This is a genomic window from Sphingopyxis sp. BE235, from assembly GCF_031457175.1.
Classification (GTDB): domain Bacteria; phylum Pseudomonadota; class Alphaproteobacteria; order Sphingomonadales; family Sphingomonadaceae; genus Sphingopyxis.
On record NZ_JAVDWC010000001.1, the window covers coordinates 1,206,771 to 1,223,254 of the forward strand.

At 65.2% G+C, this 16,484-nt stretch carries 20 protein-coding genes; 14 read left to right on the top strand and 6 right to left on the bottom strand.

Annotation, left to right across the window (positions count from 1 at the left end):
• Nucleotides 1-51 precede the first annotated feature (51 nt).
• Both J2X38_RS05615 and J2X38_RS05620 read right to left on the bottom strand, forming a co-directional pair.
• A complete protein-coding gene (locus J2X38_RS05615) occupies nucleotides 52-489 on the bottom strand; it encodes a nuclear transport factor 2 family protein (RefSeq protein ID WP_310252099.1) in 438 nt (145 codons plus the stop codon).
• A gap of 11 nt (nucleotides 490-500) precedes the next feature.
• Nucleotides 501-992, bottom strand: coding sequence for a J domain-containing protein (locus tag J2X38_RS05620; protein ID WP_310252101.1), 492 nt, complete (start codon nucleotides 990-992; stop codon nucleotides 501-503).
• A 166-nt stretch (nucleotides 993-1,158) separates the two neighbouring features.
• Here J2X38_RS05620 and J2X38_RS05625 point away from each other — a divergent pair, with 166 nt between their 5' ends.
• From J2X38_RS05625 to J2X38_RS05635, 3 genes are read left to right on the top strand one after another with little or no spacing between them, the layout of a single operon-like run.
• Nucleotides 1,159-1,437 carry a BolA family protein gene (locus tag J2X38_RS05625; protein ID WP_310252103.1) on the top strand — a complete coding sequence of 93 codons (279 nt, stop codon included), beginning with the start codon at nucleotides 1,159-1,161 and terminating at the stop codon, nucleotides 1,435-1,437.
• A 2-nt stretch (nucleotides 1,438-1,439) separates the two neighbouring features.
• Complete coding sequence (locus J2X38_RS05630; protein WP_310252105.1) at nucleotides 1,440-1,808, top strand: cupin domain-containing protein; 369 nt, start codon at nucleotides 1,440-1,442, stop codon at nucleotides 1,806-1,808.
• Nucleotides 1,808-2,692: a pirin family protein gene (locus J2X38_RS05635; protein WP_310252106.1), complete on the top strand. Its 885-nt coding sequence runs from the start codon at nucleotides 1,808-1,810 to the stop codon at nucleotides 2,690-2,692. The genes J2X38_RS05630 and J2X38_RS05635 overlap by 1 nt, the downstream gene beginning before the upstream one ends.
• A gap of 26 nt (nucleotides 2,693-2,718) precedes the next feature.
• On the opposite strand, the gene J2X38_RS05640 is transcribed toward J2X38_RS05635, so the two are convergent.
• A complete protein-coding gene (locus J2X38_RS05640) occupies nucleotides 2,719-3,171 on the bottom strand; it encodes a hypothetical protein (RefSeq protein WP_310252108.1) in 453 nt (150 codons plus the stop codon).
• Nucleotides 3,172-3,282: 111 nt separating this feature from the next.
• On the opposite strand from J2X38_RS05640, the gene J2X38_RS05645 reads away from it, so the two are divergent.
• The 3 genes from J2X38_RS05645 to J2X38_RS05655 all read left to right on the top strand — a co-directional run bounded on the left by J2X38_RS05645 (nucleotide 3,283) and on the right by J2X38_RS05655 (nucleotide 5,461).
• On the top strand, nucleotides 3,283-4,206 hold the full coding sequence (locus J2X38_RS05645; RefSeq protein WP_310252110.1) for an alpha/beta hydrolase: 924 nt from the start codon (nucleotides 3,283-3,285) through the stop codon (nucleotides 4,204-4,206).
• Between the two features lie 230 nt (nucleotides 4,207-4,436).
• The gene (locus J2X38_RS05650; protein ID WP_197412593.1) at nucleotides 4,437-5,213 is read left to right on the top strand and encodes an AraC family transcriptional regulator; all 777 of its coding nucleotides are present in this window, start codon (nucleotides 4,437-4,439) and stop codon (nucleotides 5,211-5,213) included.
• Nucleotides 5,214-5,215: 2 nt separating this feature from the next.
• Entirely contained in the window at nucleotides 5,216-5,461 is a 246-nt protein-coding gene (locus tag J2X38_RS05655) for a hypothetical protein (protein ID WP_310252112.1), read from the top strand.
• On the opposite strand, the gene J2X38_RS05660 is transcribed toward J2X38_RS05655, so the two are convergent.
• Nucleotides 5,458-5,889, bottom strand: a complete 432-nt coding sequence (locus J2X38_RS05660; RefSeq protein WP_310252712.1) for a hypothetical protein — start codon at nucleotides 5,887-5,889, stop codon at nucleotides 5,458-5,460. The genes J2X38_RS05655 and J2X38_RS05660 overlap by 4 nt on opposite strands.
• Between J2X38_RS05660 and J2X38_RS05665 the strand changes: the two genes are divergently transcribed.
• Nucleotides 5,888-7,045, top strand: coding sequence for a serine hydrolase (locus tag J2X38_RS05665; RefSeq protein ID WP_310252115.1), 1,158 nt, complete (start codon nucleotides 5,888-5,890; stop codon nucleotides 7,043-7,045). The two genes, J2X38_RS05660 and J2X38_RS05665, sit on opposite strands and share 2 nt — an antisense overlap.
• A gap of 181 nt (nucleotides 7,046-7,226) precedes the next feature.
• Here J2X38_RS05665 and J2X38_RS05670 read toward each other — a convergent pair whose 3' ends face one another.
• Nucleotides 7,227-8,048, bottom strand: a complete 822-nt coding sequence (locus tag J2X38_RS05670; protein WP_310252117.1) for a PhzF family phenazine biosynthesis protein — start codon at nucleotides 8,046-8,048, stop codon at nucleotides 7,227-7,229.
• Nucleotides 8,045-8,623 (bottom strand): pyridoxamine 5'-phosphate oxidase, encoded by a 579-nt coding sequence (gene pdxH, locus J2X38_RS05675; protein WP_310252119.1) that lies wholly within the window; start codon nucleotides 8,621-8,623, stop codon nucleotides 8,045-8,047. The genes J2X38_RS05670 and pdxH overlap by 4 nt, the downstream gene beginning before the upstream one ends.
• 133 nt (nucleotides 8,624-8,756) lie before the next feature.
• Between pdxH and J2X38_RS05680 the strand changes: the two genes are divergently transcribed.
• From J2X38_RS05680 to J2X38_RS05710, 7 genes are all read left to right on the top strand, one after another.
• Nucleotides 8,757-9,692: a J domain-containing protein gene (locus J2X38_RS05680; RefSeq protein WP_310252121.1), complete on the top strand. Its 936-nt coding sequence runs from the start codon at nucleotides 8,757-8,759 to the stop codon at nucleotides 9,690-9,692.
• Nucleotides 9,693-9,695: 3 nt separating this feature from the next.
• Nucleotides 9,696-10,781, top strand: coding sequence for a YihY/virulence factor BrkB family protein (locus tag J2X38_RS05685; protein ID WP_082639924.1), 1,086 nt, complete (start codon nucleotides 9,696-9,698; stop codon nucleotides 10,779-10,781).
• Nucleotides 10,778-11,605 carry an enoyl-ACP reductase FabI gene (gene fabI / locus J2X38_RS05690; protein ID WP_058536607.1) on the top strand — a complete coding sequence of 276 codons (828 nt, stop codon included), beginning with the start codon at nucleotides 10,778-10,780 and terminating at the stop codon, nucleotides 11,603-11,605. The genes J2X38_RS05685 and fabI overlap by 4 nt, the downstream gene beginning before the upstream one ends.
• On the top strand, nucleotides 11,598-12,128 hold the full coding sequence (locus tag J2X38_RS05695; RefSeq protein WP_310252125.1) for an N-acetyltransferase: 531 nt from the start codon (nucleotides 11,598-11,600) through the stop codon (nucleotides 12,126-12,128). The genes fabI and J2X38_RS05695 overlap by 8 nt, the downstream gene beginning before the upstream one ends.
• Before the next feature lie 4 nt (nucleotides 12,129-12,132).
• Nucleotides 12,133-13,209 carry a chorismate synthase gene (gene aroC, locus J2X38_RS05700; RefSeq protein WP_310252127.1) on the top strand — a complete coding sequence of 359 codons (1,077 nt, stop codon included), beginning with the start codon at nucleotides 12,133-12,135 and terminating at the stop codon, nucleotides 13,207-13,209.
• Between the two features lie 7 nt (nucleotides 13,210-13,216).
• Nucleotides 13,217-14,995: an SLC13 family permease gene (locus J2X38_RS05705; RefSeq protein ID WP_310252129.1), complete on the top strand. Its 1,779-nt coding sequence runs from the start codon at nucleotides 13,217-13,219 to the stop codon at nucleotides 14,993-14,995.
• Between the two features lie 95 nt (nucleotides 14,996-15,090).
• Nucleotides 15,091-16,443 carry a dicarboxylate/amino acid:cation symporter gene (locus tag J2X38_RS05710; RefSeq protein ID WP_310252131.1) on the top strand — a complete coding sequence of 451 codons (1,353 nt, stop codon included), beginning with the start codon at nucleotides 15,091-15,093 and terminating at the stop codon, nucleotides 16,441-16,443.
• Nucleotides 16,444-16,484 lie beyond the last annotated feature (41 nt).

Sequence of the window (16,484 nt, forward strand, 5' to 3'; positions counted from 1 at the left end):
CGCGTATTCGCCAGCGCGGTATCGTCATGGGTTGCGGCTTGCAACGCCTTTTCAGAGCAAACCGAGCGCCTTCATCACCGCCGACTGGTCATAATAGGGACGTTCGCAGACGATCTTGTCGCCGCCCGGCGCGAATTCGAAGCTCGCGGCCATACGAATGCGGAACGCCTTGCCCGTCGGTTCGATCGTGCGCAGGCCGAGCTTCAGCGGGCCAGTGTGCGTGCCCGTCAGCCAGAATTCGACGAGCACCGTGTTCGTGTCCGCGTCGGTGGCGATCGCGATGACCTCGTTCGCCTGATCGGGAAAGGGTTCGCGCGACGTGGCGAAATAGGATCGCACCGCCGCTTCGCCGTCGAAGATCGTGCCGGGGCCCATCAATTCGTATCGCGGGTGGTCGAAGGTCGCGAGGACGCCGTCCCAATCGTGCGTGATCTCGAGCGCCATATGCCGGCGCACCACTTCGATCCGTGCTTCGTCGAGGTCGGTCATCGTGCGTCTCCCTATGCGAAAGCCTTTGTCTTCCTCAGCAATTGATACGCCTGGACGACTTCGCCCAGCCGCGCTTCGAAACTGCGATCGCCGCCATTGCGGTCGGGATGATATTTGCGCACGAGCTCGCTGTAGCGCCGCCGCAGCGCTGCGCGGTCGGCGTCGGCGGGCAGCGCGAGCAACTGCATCGCGGCATGCTCCTCGCGCGACAGGCCGGGATTCTTCGCCTCGCGCCGCGCCTCGTCCATCCGCTGGCGAAAGCGCGCGCCGAGCGCGTCGATCGGATCGCGGAAATCGGCCCAGCGCGGCGGCAGGTCGGCGCTGCCCGCGGGGCGGAAGGTGCGGCTTTCGGTTTCCCACCCCGCCGTCGGCGACTGCGCCTCCATGATCTGGTCGGCGGTCATGCCGTCGAAGAAATTATAGCCCGCGTTGAATTCGCGCACATGGTCGAGGCACAGCCAGCGATATTGCGGCGGGCCGTCGGGCGAGCGCGTCCACGCCATCGGCGCGCGAAATTCGCCGGGTTCGCGGCATCCGGGCGCGGCGCAGGGTTCTTCGCGGGGGACGCGGCCATGAAAACGGGACGGGCGTGCAGAAGAAGGCACAACAGACTTTCGAGAGGCGTTGGAGGTCTTATAATTTGGCGACGAAGCGCTTATGGTCAACCCCATGAGCAGCAAAGGCCCCGTACACCAAGAGATGGAAAGCCTGCTCAGCGCAGCCTTTCCCGACGCGAATTTCATCCTGAGCAACGACAGCGCGAGCCATCACGGCCATATGGGCGACGACGGCAGCGGCGAGTCGCATTTTAGCCTGAGCATCGAATGGGCGGGCTTTGCCGGGCAGAACCGCGTCGCGCGCCAGCGCGCGGTGAACAAGGCGCTCGGCGACCTGCCGGGACAGCGCGTCCACGCGCTCGCGATCAAGGCGACCGCGCCGGGAGAATGACGATGCCGGACAAGGTGAACCTGGCGGACGCCTTTGCGAAAATTCCCGACGCGTGGAACCCGCGCGTCGCGGGCGACATCAATGATTTTCAGGTCAAGCTGGTCAAGCTAGACGGCAAGTTCGACTGGCACCATCATGACCAAGAGGACGAACTCTTCCTTGTCGTCGCCGGCCGGATGAAGATGGCGTTTCGTGACTGCGATGTGATCGTCGAGCCCGGCGAGTTCATCATCGTCCCGCACGGCGTCGAACATTGCCCCGAGGCGCTGGACGGCGAATGTCAGGTGCTGCTGCTCGAACCAAACTCGACGCTGAACACGGGCAATGTCGAAACCGAAAAGACCAAGAAAACACTGGAAAGGCTCGATTGATGTTCGACATCATCACTCCCTCGACTCACGATCTCGGCGCCTTCGAAGTGCGCCGCACGCTGCCGAACAAGGCGCGCACGATGGTCGGCCCCTTCATCTTCGTCGACCAGTTCGGTCCGGCGCATTTCGACATCGGCCGCGGCATGGACGTGCGCCCGCACCCGCACATCAACCTCGCCACCGTTACCTATCTGTTCGAAGGCGCGATCGACCATCGCGACAGCATTGGCACCTTCGCGACGATCCGCCCTGGGGCGTGCAATTTGATGACCGCGGGCAGCGGCATCGTCCATTCGGAGCGCACTCCCGTCGCCGAGCGTGCGACCGGTTCGCCGATCTCGGGCATGCAGACCTGGCTCGCGCTACCCGACGGCAAGGAAGAGATTGACGCGGCGTTCGAGCATGTCGCGAAGGAGGATCTGCCGCTGGTCGAGGACAGCGGCGTATCGGCGCGCGTCATCATGGGCAGCCTGTGGGGCGCGACCTCGCCGATCACCCAGCACGCCGCGACCATCTATGCCGACATCTTGATGAACGCCGGCGCGACGATCCCGATCGATGCCGAGGCGGACGAGCGCGCGGTGCTGGTTGCGCTCGGCGACGCGAGCCTCGATGGCGAAGCGCTCGACCGTTACAGCCTCTATATCCTCAAGCCCGGGCAGGCGATGACGCTCCGCGCCGAAACCGACGCGCGCGTGATGCTGCTCGGCGGCGAGGCGTTCAGGACGCCGCGCCACGTCTGGTGGAATTTCGTGAGCTCCAGCCGCGACCGTATCAACCAGGCCAAGCACGACTGGAAGGACCGCAAATTCCCGCTCGTCCCCGGCGACAGCGAAGAGTTCATCCCGATCCCCGAGGTGCCGAAGACGGTAAGCTATCCTTAGGTCAGCTTTCGACCAATTGCGGACGTTTAACTTTTCCGTTCAATGAACGAAAACTGGGGTGTAGCCTTAGTCAACACGTCCATACAGGCCCAACCGGTCACGAACTGATAGTGCGCAACGGGACCACTTACCTCTTTCCACGTTTCGGATTGTAAGCGAGCAAATCGGCTTCCCGTTATTTCATATGCGAAATGATCCGCCACACGACCTTCATCTGGCGTATCGTCTTGCTCGGTGCTCAATGCCATTTCGTCAAGCACCCTGACGATGCATGGAAGATCGAAGGAAACACGCAAGATTCGTTCTGGCTGATCAGGCAAAATGAAATCAGCTTCGATCCCATTTGTGTCCCACTGAAAGCCGACGAGGTCACTTGCAACGGCGCTCAGTTTTATTCCCGGATCTATCGGTCGGCAGATAGGCATTCGGGCATCTTCGCATTCAATTAGGATGTCTGCAATCCACCCCTTAGCGGACATGCCGGCCTTTCCCGCCTCCTTCGCCCGATGGCCCCACCATTTGTTGCAGCTTGCCAGCCGCAATGATCCCCGCCAGATTGGTTTCGAAAAGAAACCAAAGGAGCGAAATGGATGATCGGCGATTTCGAACAGCAGCGCGTAAAGCTTGCGACGGGAGTCGAACTCGACGTCGTCGACATGGGACCGCGCGACGCGCCTGTCCTTATCTTCCTCCACGGCTTTCCTGAATCGCACCGGACCTGGCGTCATCAGCTGCCGCAATTCGCGGGCCGCTTTCGCTGCATCGCACCCGACCAGCGCGGCTATCGCGGCTCGTCGAAGCCGCAGGACGCCGAATCCTACACGCCCGACAAGCTGATCGCCGATATTTTCGCGCTCGCCGATGCGCTCGGCGTCGGTGAGTTCACGATCGTCGGTCACGATTGGGGCGGGGCGATCGCGTGGGGCGTCGCGCTCGGCGGCCAGCCGGGCGGACTCCATCCGGCGTGGGCGGGGCGGGTCACGCGTGCGGTGATCGCCAACGCACCGCATCCCGCTATTTTCCAGCGTCTCCTCGCGACCAATGAAGATCAGCGCGCGGCGAGCCAATATATCCGCACCTTTCGCGATCCGGCGAGCGACACGATCATCGAGGAGCATGGCATCGCGGGCATTCTCGCCCACGCCTTTGCCGGGCGTGTGCCGAGCGGCGGGTTGCAGCCCGCCGACGAGATCGGCCGGTTGCTCAAGGACTGGGAGGATCGCGACGCCTGCCGCGCGATGATCAACTGGTATCGCGGTTCGACGATCAACGTGCCCGCGATGGACGAACCCTATGCCGAGCCGCCCGCGGTGCCGTTCCCGAAACTGGCCATCCCGACGCTCGTCATCTGGGCGCTCGACGATGTCGCGCTGCCGCCGTGCAACCTCGACGGCATGGAGGAACTCGTGCCCGACGTGACGATCGTCCGAGTCCCCGGCTGCGGCCATTTCGTGCCGTGGGAGGCGCCCGATGCGGTCAATCGCGCGATCGATGAATTCCTCGCGGCAAAATAAACAAGGCTATCGTTTCGTTCAGAAAAAAGTGGCGGGCGGCGATTGCGCCGCCCGCCGTCGGGGGGGTCTGTTCATGCGTGTCTGGGGCACGCGTATTAGCCTGGCCCACGCCTCATTTGTCTCGGCTGCGACTAAGGCCGAGGACTTGGGGTAGGGCGATTTAACCATATTGTTGCGCAATATGGCAGGCTTTCACATTTTCCCATTCTTGCCATACTCATGCGATGGAAGTGGGTAGACTCAGGGTCGCCTCGATCGTTGACCGGATCGATGGCCCGTCGAACTGGACGATCGAGCGCGATGTCCATGTGCTGATTCTGTACGAGGCGGGAAGCTATCATTGGCTCGAAACATGGCTGGACGATCAGCGGACGTCGCTTGGCGATCCGTTGCCCGGCGAAATGTGGTTGATACCCGCCGGTCAGACATACCGCGGCACGGCAAAGGGCGGCGCGGTCCGCACGATCGAGGTCGAGATTCCGGTAACGCTTCTGACCGTCGCCCCCGATACGCGTGCGCTCGCGGCGCATCACGACCTTGCGCTGGCCGCGCTTGTCCGGGCCTTGCTCGCGAACGATGCCGCCGCCGCCGATCCGCTCGTCACGATCCTCGCCAAGACGCTTCAGGGCATGGCCGGGCGTCCCGAATCGCCCGCCATCGCCCAGCGCATCAACGATCTGATGGCTTTCATCCAGACCCAGCTCGAAGTGTCGCTGACGGTCGAGGATATGGCGGCCGAGGCGGGCATGTCGGTCAACAGCCTGATCGTCCATTTCGCCCGCGCGACTGGCCGCACCCCGGCACAATATGTGCTGCACCAGCGGCTGCGCCACGCCTGCTGGTTCCTGATGAACCGTCCGCTGTCGATCGCCGAGATCGCCTTTGCGACCGGCTTTTCGAGCCATGCGCATCTTTGCGCGATCTTCCGCCGCAAGATCGGCATGTCGCCGGGCGATTGGCGCCGGCGGCATCGGTCGGATATTCTGCCAGATGAAGGGGAGGAATAGGGATGTCGCACACGACCATCATGCTGCTGGCCGGGCTCGTCCTGCTGATCCTGCTGCGCCTTACGATCAGGGATGCGGCGTGGGCGACGCGGCTGTTCCTCATCCTGTGGTTGCTTGTCGCCATCGGCAATCTGCTCGTCGGCGTGCTCTATGCCGGCTACGGCTGGGCGGAGGAGGCGGGGATCGCGCTGATCGTCTTCGGCGTACCCGCGGCGCTGGCGCTATTCGCGCGCCGCTTCTGGCGTTAGTTATCGGGCCGCAGCAGGCAGCCGCTCGCCCCCGCGTAGCGCGCGCTGCGCGAGGCGAGCAGCGGCACGCTGCCGGTCACCGTCCTGGTCGCGGGATCTTCGCTGAGCGACACCATTTCCATCCCCGGCTCGAAATCGCTCTGGCAGCTTTCAAGGCTGCGACCCTGCACATAGCGGCATGAACAGCCGACGCGCGCGGCATAGGCCGAACCCAGCTCGGCCTGCGCCTTGAACGACGGGAATTTCCAGATCGCGAAGATCGCGAGCAGCACCACAAGCCCGATCGCCCAGGGCAGGCAGCCGCCCCAGCGGCTCGGTTTTTTCGCAGGAAGTGCGGGCGTCGCGGGCGGCGGCCCAGAGGCCGGTACAGGGGCCGGCGTCTCGCCCGTTGTCGGCCCGGTCGGATTAATGTTATTCACCAATGCCATGATCACGAAAAAACGGCTGCTGGCAAGTGCCGCCCTCGCGATGCTTGGCGTCTGGTCGCTCAGCCAGGCGGCGGGGCAGGGCAGTATCGCGCCCGCGGCGCCGGCGCCGAAATTCGGCGCGTCGCTCGACGGCGTCGCGGCGGTCGAGACGCCGCGGCCGCTGCCCGCATTGCCCGCCGCGATCCGCGCGCGCGCCGATGCATTGTTCGCCGATGCCGACGATGTCGGGCAGACGCGCGCGCTGCTCGTGCTGCGCGACGGTGAGCCGATCTACGAACGCTATGCCGCGGGCTTCGGCCCCGAATCGAAACTGATCAGCTGGTCGATGGCGAAAAGCATCACCGCGGTGCTCACCGGCTTCCTCGTCGCCGACGGGCAATTGTCGCTCGACGGACCGGCACCCGTGGAGGCGTGGCAGCGCAGCGGCGATCCGCGCGGGGCGATTACGCTCAGAAACCTGCTCCACATGTCGTCGGGGCTCGAGCATGTCGAAAATGGCGATCCGGTGTGGCAGGGCGATACCGTCGCGATGCTGTTCGGCAATGGCGCGGGCGACATGGCGGGCTTTGCCGAGGCCAAGCCCGCGGCGGCGCAGCCCGATGAGGTCTTCAACTACAGTTCGGCGACCAGCGTCATCCTGTCGGATATCCTCGCCGACACGCTGACCCCGTCGCAAAATCCCGATGCGCGCCGCGATGCGATGCGCGACTTCATCGGCGGGAGGCTCGTCGAACCGCTCGGGATGACCAGCCTGACCCCCGAATATGACGCGAAGGGCACGATGATCGGCGGCTCGATCATGCACGCGACCGCGCGCGATTATGCGAAGTTCGGCGAGTTCCTGCGCAACCATGGCGTCGTGAACGGCCAGCGATTGCTCCCCGAAACCTGGATGCGCTTCATGCTGACCCCGTCGGCGAACGACGCGGGCTATGGCGGGCATATCTGGCTCAACCGCCGGCGCCCCGCTGGCGTCACCCCGGCGCTATGGCCCGATCGCGGCCCGAACGATCTGTTCGCCTGCATCGGTCATCAGGGGCAATATATCATCGTTTCGCCGTCGCAGCGGCTGACGATCGTGCGGCTCGGCGTCACCAACGACGATCAGTTTCCCGAACTGCGCCGTCATCTCGCCGACCTGACCGCGGCGCTTTGAGGCGCAGGTTCGACGCCCGCTTTGGGGTTGGGTGATGCCATTCGCTACTTTCGTCATCCCCGCGAAAGCGGGGACCCAGAGCGTCCGTCGGCTGGCCCCGCTCTGGGTTCCCGCTTTCGCGGGAATGACGAAGAAAAGAAGTGGTGCGGCAGCCTTGGTCGAAAGCCAGCTGGCTTCAGCCTTATAAGAGGAAGTCGCCGACCAGCGTCGTGACGCAGGTGCCCGTCAGCTCGACCATGTCGCCGTCGAGGCGGCAGCCGACATGCCCGCCGCGCGCGCTCGCCTGATACGCCGCGAAACGGTCGCGCCCCAACCGCACCGTCCAATAGGGGGTGAGCACGCTGTGCGCCGACCCGGTCACCGGATCCTCGTCGATCCCGGCGCCGGGCGCGAAAGCGCGACTGACGACGTCGGCGCCCGACGGGTCGCCGGCGCCCGGCGCAGTCGCGATATAGAGGATGTCGCCGCCTTCTTTCAGCGCGCGCAGGTCGGGAGAGAGCGCGCGGATGCTCGCGGCGTCGCGATAGGCGATCAGCGCATAGCCGCCATCGTGCCACATCGTCTCGACCGGATCGCCGCCGAGCGCGCGGACGATGTCGGGCATCGCCTTCGGCGCGGGGGTATAGGCGGGCAGCGCCATCCTGTATCCGTCGTCCTCGCCGTTCCGCGCGACGCGCAGGATACCGGCCTTGCGCGTGCGGAACGTCATGTCGCTCCGCCACTGCGCCGCGGTCAGCAGGACATGTCCGCTTGCCAGCGTTGCGTGGCCGCACAGCGCGACCTCGACGCCCGGGGTAAACCAGCGCAGCTCATAATCGGCCTCGTCGCTTTCGTCGGGCACCAGAAAGGCGGTTTCGGCGAGATTATTCTCCGCCGCGATCGCCTGCAACGTCGCGTCGTCGAGCCATTCCTCGAGCGGCATCACCGCGGCGGGATTACCCGTAAAGGGGCGGTCGGCAAAGGCATCGACCTGGGTGATCGGCAGGCGGCGGGGTGCGCTCATGGATATAGCAATCCTTTCGTCCAGCCGGTGCCGGTGCGGGTGAAGACGGTGCGCTCGTGCAGCCGGTGGGCGCGATCCTGCCAGAATTCGATCGCCGAAGGATTAACGCACCAGCCCGACCAGCGCGGCGGGCGCGGCACATCCTGTCCCTCGAACCGCGCCTGCATGTCCTCGAAGCGCGCCTCGAACGTCTCGCGGTCGGCGAGCGGCCGCGACTGGTCGCTCGCCCATGCGCCAAGCTGGCTGTCGCGGCTGCGCGTCGCGAAATAGGCGTCGGCGACGCTGTCATCGACCGGCGTCACCGCGCCCTCGATACGGATCTGCCGGCGCAGCGATTTCCAGTGAAAGAGCAAAGCGACATGCGGGTTCGCCGCCAGCTCGCCGCCCTTGCGGCTGTCGAGATTGGTATAAAAGACAAAGCCGTCCGGCCCGTGCCCCTTCAGCAGCACCATGCGCAGCGACGGGTGCCCGTCGGGCGTCGTCGTCGCGAGCGCCATCGCATTGGCGTCATTGAGTTCGCTGGCGCGCGCTTCGGTGAACCAGCTGTCGAACAGGGCAAAGGGATCGTCGCTCATCCGCGCGGTCATAATGCGCCGGGCGTGCAGGGTCGAGCGCGATCATGAGGGAACTTGACCTGCAGCGGCACATTACCACATCGACGCGCAATCGGGCTTCACGCCCAGTCACTTATCGGGCTACAGGAGCAAAATGGCCGATCCCTATTCCACCCTGGGCGTTGCGAAGAGTGCAAGCGAAGCGGAAATCAAGTCCGCGTACCGCAAGCTCGCCAAGGAATTGCACCCCGACAAGAACAAGGACAACCCGAAGGCGTCGGAGAAATTCTCCGACGTCACCAAGGCGTATGACATCTTGTCCGACAAGACGAAGCGCGCGCAGTTCGACCGCGGCGAGATCGACGGCGAGGGCAATCCCGCGATGCCCTTCGGCTATGGCGGTGGCGGCGGTTCCCGCGGGGACCAGCGCACGGGCCCCGGCGGTTTCAGCGGTTTCGGCAACGAGAGTTCCGATTTCGGCGATATTTTCGAAGGGCTGTTCGGCGGCCGCGGTAGCAGTTCGGGCGGCGGGCCGTTCGGCGGCTTCGGCGGGCGCAGCGCGCCGCCGCAAAAGGGCGCCAATGTCGCCTATCGCCTGTCGGTCAGCTTCATCGACGCCGCGACGCAGGCGCCGCAGCGCATCGCGCTCGCCGATGGCGCGACGATCGACCTGAAATTGCCCGCCGGGGTCGAAACCGGCACCCAGATGCGGCTGGCGGGCAAGGGGCAGGCGGGGCCGGGGGGCACCGGCGACGGGATCGTGACGATCACGGTTAAGGACCATCCCTTTTACGAGCGCGAGGGCGCGAACATCCGCCTCGACCTGCCGGTGACGCTGAACGAGGCGGTCAAGGGCGCGAAGATCAAGGTTCCGACCGTCGATGGCCCGGTGATGCTGTCGATCCCCGCGGGCTCGTCGTCGGGCAAGGTGATGCGCCTCAAGGGCAAGGGTTTCAGCCAGAAAAGCGGCGGCCGCGGCGACCAGCTCGTACGGCTGATGGTCGACCTGCCCGCCGACGATGCGGCGCTGATCAAGCTGCTCACCGAATGGACCGATCCGCGCGACGTACGGGCGGAGCTTGGCGTGTGATGCGTGGCTGACGCCCGCGAGAAAAAGATCGTCGCCGCGCTCGAGCGCGAGGTGGCCGACGAGGTCGGCAAGGAATTTCTGGCCGAGGGCCATTCGCCGCATTCGCCCGAGGCGCGCGCCGAACGCGCCAAGCGCGTCAAGTTGCGCGCCCGCGCACAGGGCGTGATCGACCGCGGCCGCGAACAGCTCGGACCGGGCACCCGCGCCTGGCGCGTCGCGCGCCGCGTCGTCGTCGGCACCTATACCGACGGCTTCATCCATGCGGGCAATCTCGCCTATCTGGCGTTGATCGCGCTCTTTCCCTTCTTCATCCTGCTCGCCGCCGCGCTGTCGATCTTTGGCGGCAGCGTCGGCGGCGAACGGGCGATCGAGGCGGTCTTCTCGACGATGCCGCCGACGGTCGCCAAGGCGCTGTCGGGTCCGATTCGCGAAGTGATGACCGCACGCACCGGCATCTTCCTCTGGCTCGGCGCGCTCGTCGCGCTGTGGACCGTCGGCAGCCTGATCGAGACGGTGCGCGACATCCTCCGCCGCGCCTATGGCACGCATTTTTCGAAGGGCTTTTTTCACTATCGCCTGCTGTCGATCGGTATCATCACCGGGGCGGTCGTGCTGATGCTGCTGTCGTTCAGCATGCAGGTGCTGATCGTCGGGGTCGAACAGTTTGTGACGCGCGTGCTGCCCGAACAATATCAGTCGTTCGGGGTCGTCCTGATCTCGCGCGGCGTGTCGGGTTTCGGGCTGTTTCTAGCCATCTATATGCTCTTCTACAGCCTGACGCCCTCCAAATACCGCCGGCTGAAAAAATGTCCGAAATGGCCGGGCGCACTGTTCACGACCTTGTGGTGGATCGGCGTCACGCTCGCGCTGCCGCCGCTGCTCGCCGGCCTGCTCAGCTATGACGCAACCTACGGCAGCCTCGCGGGTGTGATGGTCGCGCTTTTCTTCTTCTACCTCGTCGGATTGGGTATGGTGATGGGCGCCGAACTCAATGCCGCATTGGTAGAGGTTGAGGATTTGGGCCACGACGCTATTGGGCGCGTCGACGATATGATTATTGAAGCCAAAAAGGCTGGAGTAGAAAAATGACGGGTCTGATGAAGGGCAAGCGCGGGCTGATTATGGGCCTTGCGAACGACAAGTCGCTTGCGTGGGGTATCGCCAAGGCGCTGCACGGCGCGGGCGCCGAACTGGCGATCTCGTATCAGGGCGATGTGATGCTGAAGCGCGTCAAGCCGCTCGCCGACGAGCTCGGATGCGATTTCCTGATCGATTGCGACGTGTCCGACATGGACAATCTCGACGCGGCGTTCGCGACGCTTTCCGCGCGCTGGCCGACGATCGACTTCGTCGTCCATGCGATCGGCTTTACCAACAAGGAGGCGCTGCGAGGGGCTTATGCCGATGTGACGCTCGACGACTTCCTGATGACGATGAACATCAGCGTCTACAGCTTCACCGCGGTCGCCAAGCGCGCGGCATCGATGATGACACCCTTCGACCCTGAAACGGGCAATGGCGGCGGTTCGCTGCTGACGCTCAGCTATTATGGCGCCGAAAAGGTGATCCCGCATTACAACGTCATGGGCGTTGCGAAGTCGGCGCTCGAAACCAGCGTCAAATATCTCGCAAACGATTACGGCCCGCAGGGCGTGCGCGTGAATGCGATTTCGGCCGGCCCGATCAAGACGCTGGCCGCGAGCGGGATCGGCGACTTCCGCCTGATCCTCAAATGGAACGAGCATAACGCCCCGCTGCGCCGCAACGTCACGATCGACGATGTCGGCGGCTCGGCGCTCTATCTGCTCAGCGACCTGTCATCGGGCGTCACCGGCGAAACGCATCATGTCGACGCGGGTTACCACACCGTCGGCATGAAGCAGGAAGATGCCCCGGATATCTCGCTTGTCTGACGCAGTCGGCATCCGCGCCGCGACGGCGGCGGATGCCGATGCCATCGACAGCGTCATTCGTGCGGCTTTCGCCGGGACCGACTTCGGCCATCAGGGCGAAGCCGAACTGGTGCGGATGATCGATGCGGATGGCGACACGCTGGTGTCGCTCGTCGCCGAACGGGGCGGCGCGATTGTCGGGCATGTGTTGTTCAGCCGCATGGACGTCGAAGCCGATGGTGCCGCGCTTTCGGGCGCCGGCCTCGCTCCGGTGTCGGTTGTGCCCGGCAGCCAGGGGCAGGGCATCGGCGATGCGCTGATCCGCGCCGGGCTCGACGCACTTCGCGAGCAAGGCGTCGCGATCAGCTTCGTCCTCGGCCACGAGGCCTATTACCCGCGCTTCGGCTATTCTCCCGACCTCGCGACGCGCTTCGCGTCGCCCTTTGCCGGGCCGCATTTCATGGCGATGATGCTGGACTCGGACGCCGCTTGGCCGCTAGGCGGACGCGCGGATTACGCACCCGCATTCGGCCGGATGGGATAGGGCAATGAGTTTCAACAGCTTCGGACGCGTTCTTCGCTTCACGACGTGGGGGGAGAGCCATGGCCCCGCGCTCGGCGCCGTCGTCGACGGCTGTCCGCCGCGGCTGTCCCTGTCCGAAGCCGACATCCAGCCTTTCCTCGACAAGCGCCGTCCCGGCCAGTCGCGCCACACGACGCAGCGGCAGGAACCCGACCAGGTGCGCATCCTGTCTGGCACCTTCGAGGGCAAGACGACGGGCACGCCGATCAGCCTGATGATCGAGAATGTCGACCAGCGCTCGAAGGATTATGGCGAGATCGCGCAGGCCTATCGCCCCGGCCACGCCGATTACGCCTATGACGCCAAATATGGCATCCGCGACTATCGCGGCGGCGGCCGGTCGAGCGCGCGCGAGACCGCGGCACGGGTTGCCGCGGGCGGCGTTGCGCGGCTGGTGATCCCCGAGGTGCAGATCCACGCCTGGGTCGCCGAGATCGGCGGCGACGCGATCGACCCCGCGAACTTCGACCTCGACGAAATCGGCCGCAATCCCTTTTTCTGCCCCGATCCCGCCGCGGCGCAGCGCTGGGAAGGCCTGATGGACGCCGCGCGCAAATCGGGCAGCTCGCTCGGCGCGGTGATCGAATGCGCCGCCAGCGGCGTTCCCGCCGGCTGGGGCGCGCCGATCTATGCCAAGCTCGACAGCGACCTCGCCGCCGCGATGATGGGGATCAATGCGGTGAAGGCGGTCGAGATCGGTGCCGGCTTCCACGCGGCGCGGCTTCGCGGCGAGGAAAATGCCGACCCGATGCGCCCCGCGGCCGACGGCAGCAACCGCCCCGATTTCCTGTCGAATAATGCGGGTGGCATCGCGGGGGGGATATCGACCGGCCAGCCGGTCGTCGTGCGCGTCGCGTTCAAGCCGACCAGCTCGATTCTGACTCCCGTGCCGACGGTGAACAAGGCGGGTGAGGCGACCGACATCGTCACCAAGGGCCGCCATGATCCGTGCGTCGGCATCCGCGGTGCGCCGGTGGTCGAGGCGATGATGGCGCTCGTCCTCGCCGATCACAAGCTGCTGCACAGGGCACAAAACGGCTGATGGCCTGATGGACTCCGTCGCCGCCTTCATCGCGGAGCAAAAGGCGGTTATCGGTCTGTTCGTGCTCGCGGGCATGTTTGCGGCCTTTGTCTGGGAACGCTTCTCGCCTTCGGTCGTCGCGGTCGCCGGCGCGGGCACGATGCTCGCGCTCGGCCTTCTCGACGAAAAGGGTGCTTATGGCGTTTTCTCGAACAGCGCGCCGCTCACTGTCGGGGCGATGTTCATCCTCTCGGGCGCGCTGATCCGTACCGGGGTGATCGACAAGGTCGGCAATTATGTCGTCGACCGCGCCAAGCGGCACCCGCGCCTCGCGGTGGTCGAAGTGTTCGGCGGCGGGCTGCTCGTGTCGGGCTTCATCAACAGCACGCCCTTCGTCGTCGTGATGATGCCGGTCTGTTTCCGGCTCGCCGAGGCGCTCGGGGTCTCGCCCAAGAAATTGCTGATGCCGCTGTCGGTGATTGCGGTGCTCGGCGGCTGCCTGACCCTGATCGGCACCTCGACCAATCTCGTCGTGTCGGGCATCGCCGAACAGGCGGGGCTCGAACCCTTCGGTCTGTTCGACATCACCCCTTATGGACTCGCGGTCGCGGCGGCGGGGGTCGTGGGCCTGCTCGTGATGGCGCGCTTCCTGCCGTCGGACTATCCGCGGATCGCTGAAAAGGCCGATGGGGCGGAGCAGCTTTACCTGACCGAACTCGGCCTTCGGGACGATGATGCCGCCATCGACATGGCCCTCGACGCGGCCAATCTCGGCATCGCGCCATCGCAGATTGTCGGCGTGATCGCGGGCGGGCGCATGATCACCGGGAACGACTCGCAACACCACCGGCTCGCGGCAGGCAACCGGATCGTCGCGCGGCTCGACGGCGCGGCGCTGATGACGCTGCGCAGCGAGGGACGCTTTGCGATCGGCATCGGCGATAGTCCCGAGCGCGAATCGACCGTGGTCGAGGTGACGGTTTCGCCGAGCCACCGCTCGATCGACCGGCCGCTCGCTGAAATCCCCTTCCTTCAGCGGCAGCGCGTCCGCATCCTCGGCGTCACCCGCTTTCGCCACCTTCCGGGGCCGACGCTGTCCGAAAACCGCATCCGCGCCGCCGACCGCCTGCTGATCGACGCCGACGAGGCGAATATCGCGCAGCTGCGCGACAACCCCAATCTGATCGGGCTGGCGATGGCGTCGGTCACCGCCTTCCGCCGCCGCCGCGCGTGGATCGCGATCCTCGTGATGGCCTGCGCGGTCCTGCTCTCGGCGACCGACGTGATGTCGATCGGCATCGCGGCCTTCATCGGCGTCGCCATCGTGCTGCTCACCCGCTGCATCGACGCGTCGGAGGCGTGGGGCAGCATCGACGGCGATGTGCTGATCCTGATCTTCGCGATGCTCGCCGTCGGCGCGGCGCTCGAACAGGCGGGGTCGGTCGCGCTGATGGTCGGCGCGCTCGACCCGATCCTGGCGGGCGCGCCGCAATGGGCGGTGATCGCGATCGTCTATTTCTCCGCGCTATTGCTGTCCGAACTGCTCAGCAACAATGCGGTCGCGGCGCTGATGGGGCCGCTGGTGATCGGCATCGCCGAGGCGACGGGCGTCGCGCCGCAGCCGCTCCTGATCGCACTGATGCTCGGCGCCTCGGCCTGTTTCGCGACCCCGGTCGGTTACCAGACGAACACGCTCGTCTATGCCGCGGGCGACTATCGTTTCATGGATTTCGTGCGCATCGGCGTCCCGCTCAACATCCTCACGGGTATTGCGGGCTGCGCCGCGCTCGCCTTCTGGACGCCTTGACCGCGCGATAGGCCCGCCAGCGATTGCCCGCGGCGCATCACCCTGTTACCTCGGCTCGCATAAAGATCCGCCCAGGGCGGAACAGGGAGTAATTTATGGGGCATCGCCTGACGTTTTATATTCTGATCGGTATGATCCTCGGGGTCATCACCGGTTATCTGGTGCGGGTCTATGTCCCCGCCGACAGCGAAGCCTTCACTTACTGGCTGCGCAGCTTCAGCACGCTTTCGACGATCTTCCTCAACCTGATCAAGCTGGTCGTCGCGCCGCTGATTCTCGGCACGCTCGTCGCGGGGATCGCGCATATGGGCGACAGCTCGGCGCTCGGCCGCATCGGCACCCGTGCGATCGCCTGGTTCATCCTCGCCAGCCTGATTTCGATCAGCCTCGGCCTGATCATGGTCAATTTCTTCGAACCCGGCGCGGGGCTCAATCTCACCGTCGGCGCGCATTCGATCGCCGAGGTGGGCGAGGTCAAGAAACTCGATCTGTTCGAGTTTATCGAGCATGTCTTCCCGAAGAATATTTTCCAGGCGATGGCGGACAACAATGTCCTCCAGATCCTCGTTTTCGCGCTGTTCGCGGGCGTCGGCCTGACCGCGATCGGCGACAAGGGCAAGCCGCTCGTCCGCGGCGCCGAGGCGCTCGCCGAACTGATGCTCCAGATTACCGGCTATGTGATGCGCCTCGCACCGATCGCGGTGTTCGGCGCGCTGGCGGGGGTCGTGGCGAAATATGGCCTCGGCATTCTCGGCACTTATGCCGAGCTGGTCACCGAATTCTATCTCTCGCTCGTCGTGCTCTGGGTCATCCTGCTCGGCGCGGGCGCGATTTTCCTCGGCCGCCGGATCTTCGCGCTGATGCGCTATATCCGCCAGCCGCTGCTGATCGCTTTCTCGACCGCCTCGTCCGAAGCCGCGATGCCCAAGCTGTTCGAACAGCTCGACCGTTTCGGCGTGCCGCGCCGCATCTCGGGGTTCGTGCTGCCCTTGGGCTACAGCTTCAACCTCGATGGATCGATGATGTATGCGAGCTTCGCGACGCTCTTCATCGCGCAGGCTTATGGGATCGAGCTGTCGATCACGCAGCAGATCCTGATCCTGCTGACCTTGATGGTGTCGTCGAAGGGGATCGCCGCGGTGCCGCGCGCGAGTCTGGTGGTGATCACCGCGACGCTCGCGATGTTCGACTTGCCGGTCGAGGGCGTCGCGCTGATCTTCGCGATCGACCAGTTCCTCGACATGGGCCGCACCGCGACCAACGTTGTCGGCAACGCCGTCGCGACGAGTGTGATCACCAAGTGGGAGGGCATGCTCGAAGCGCCCGAACCGCCCGATCTCGATCGCCCGCACGCCCCGGCGCATACACCGCATCATGGAACCCGCGGGCTCGATCTTCGTGATGACATAGCGGAGGGTGAAAACAAGCCGGCGGCCGATAACGCGTAACATGCGGGCTTCGGGCCGCCCAACCGGGGGCGAGCAAGGAG

Excerpts from the sequence above, each read along its gene's own strand:
- J2X38_RS05705 (WP_310252129.1), top strand. The coding sequence starts at position 13,217 with ATGGACTCCGTCGCCGCCTTCATCGCGGAGCAAAAGGCGGTTATCGGT.
- J2X38_RS05680 (WP_310252121.1), top strand. The coding sequence starts at position 8,757 with ATGGCCGATCCCTATTCCACCCTGGGCGTTGCGAAGAGTGCAAGCGAA.
- J2X38_RS05625 (WP_310252103.1), top strand. The coding sequence starts at position 1,159 with ATGAGCAGCAAAGGCCCCGTACACCAAGAGATGGAAAGCCTGCTCAGC.
- J2X38_RS05635 (WP_310252106.1), top strand. The coding sequence starts at position 1,808 with ATGTTCGACATCATCACTCCCTCGACTCACGATCTCGGCGCCTTCGAA.
- J2X38_RS05660 (WP_310252712.1), bottom strand. The coding sequence starts at position 5,889 with ATGGCATTGGTGAATAACATTAATCCGACCGGGCCGACAACGGGCGAG.
- J2X38_RS05710 (WP_310252131.1), top strand. The coding sequence starts at position 15,091 with ATGGGGCATCGCCTGACGTTTTATATTCTGATCGGTATGATCCTCGGG.
- J2X38_RS05640 (WP_310252108.1), bottom strand. The coding sequence starts at position 3,171 with ATGTCCGCTAAGGGGTGGATTGCAGACATCCTAATTGAATGCGAAGAT.
- pdxH (WP_310252119.1), bottom strand. The coding sequence starts at position 8,623 with ATGAGCGACGATCCCTTTGCCCTGTTCGACAGCTGGTTCACCGAAGCG.
- J2X38_RS05655 (WP_310252112.1), top strand. The coding sequence starts at position 5,216 with ATGTCGCACACGACCATCATGCTGCTGGCCGGGCTCGTCCTGCTGATC.
- J2X38_RS05620 (WP_310252101.1), bottom strand. The coding sequence starts at position 992 with ATGGCGTGGACGCGCTCGCCCGACGGCCCGCCGCAATATCGCTGGCTG.
- J2X38_RS05665 (WP_310252115.1), top strand. The coding sequence starts at position 5,888 with ATGATCACGAAAAAACGGCTGCTGGCAAGTGCCGCCCTCGCGATGCTT.
- J2X38_RS05615 (WP_310252099.1), bottom strand. The coding sequence starts at position 489 with ATGACCGACCTCGACGAAGCACGGATCGAAGTGGTGCGCCGGCATATG.
- J2X38_RS05630 (WP_310252105.1), top strand. The coding sequence starts at position 1,440 with ATGCCGGACAAGGTGAACCTGGCGGACGCCTTTGCGAAAATTCCCGAC.
- aroC (WP_310252127.1), top strand. The coding sequence starts at position 12,133 with ATGAGTTTCAACAGCTTCGGACGCGTTCTTCGCTTCACGACGTGGGGG.
- J2X38_RS05645 (WP_310252110.1), top strand. The coding sequence starts at position 3,283 with ATGATCGGCGATTTCGAACAGCAGCGCGTAAAGCTTGCGACGGGAGTC.
- J2X38_RS05670 (WP_310252117.1), bottom strand. The coding sequence starts at position 8,048 with ATGAGCGCACCCCGCCGCCTGCCGATCACCCAGGTCGATGCCTTTGCC.
- fabI (WP_058536607.1), top strand. The coding sequence starts at position 10,778 with ATGACGGGTCTGATGAAGGGCAAGCGCGGGCTGATTATGGGCCTTGCG.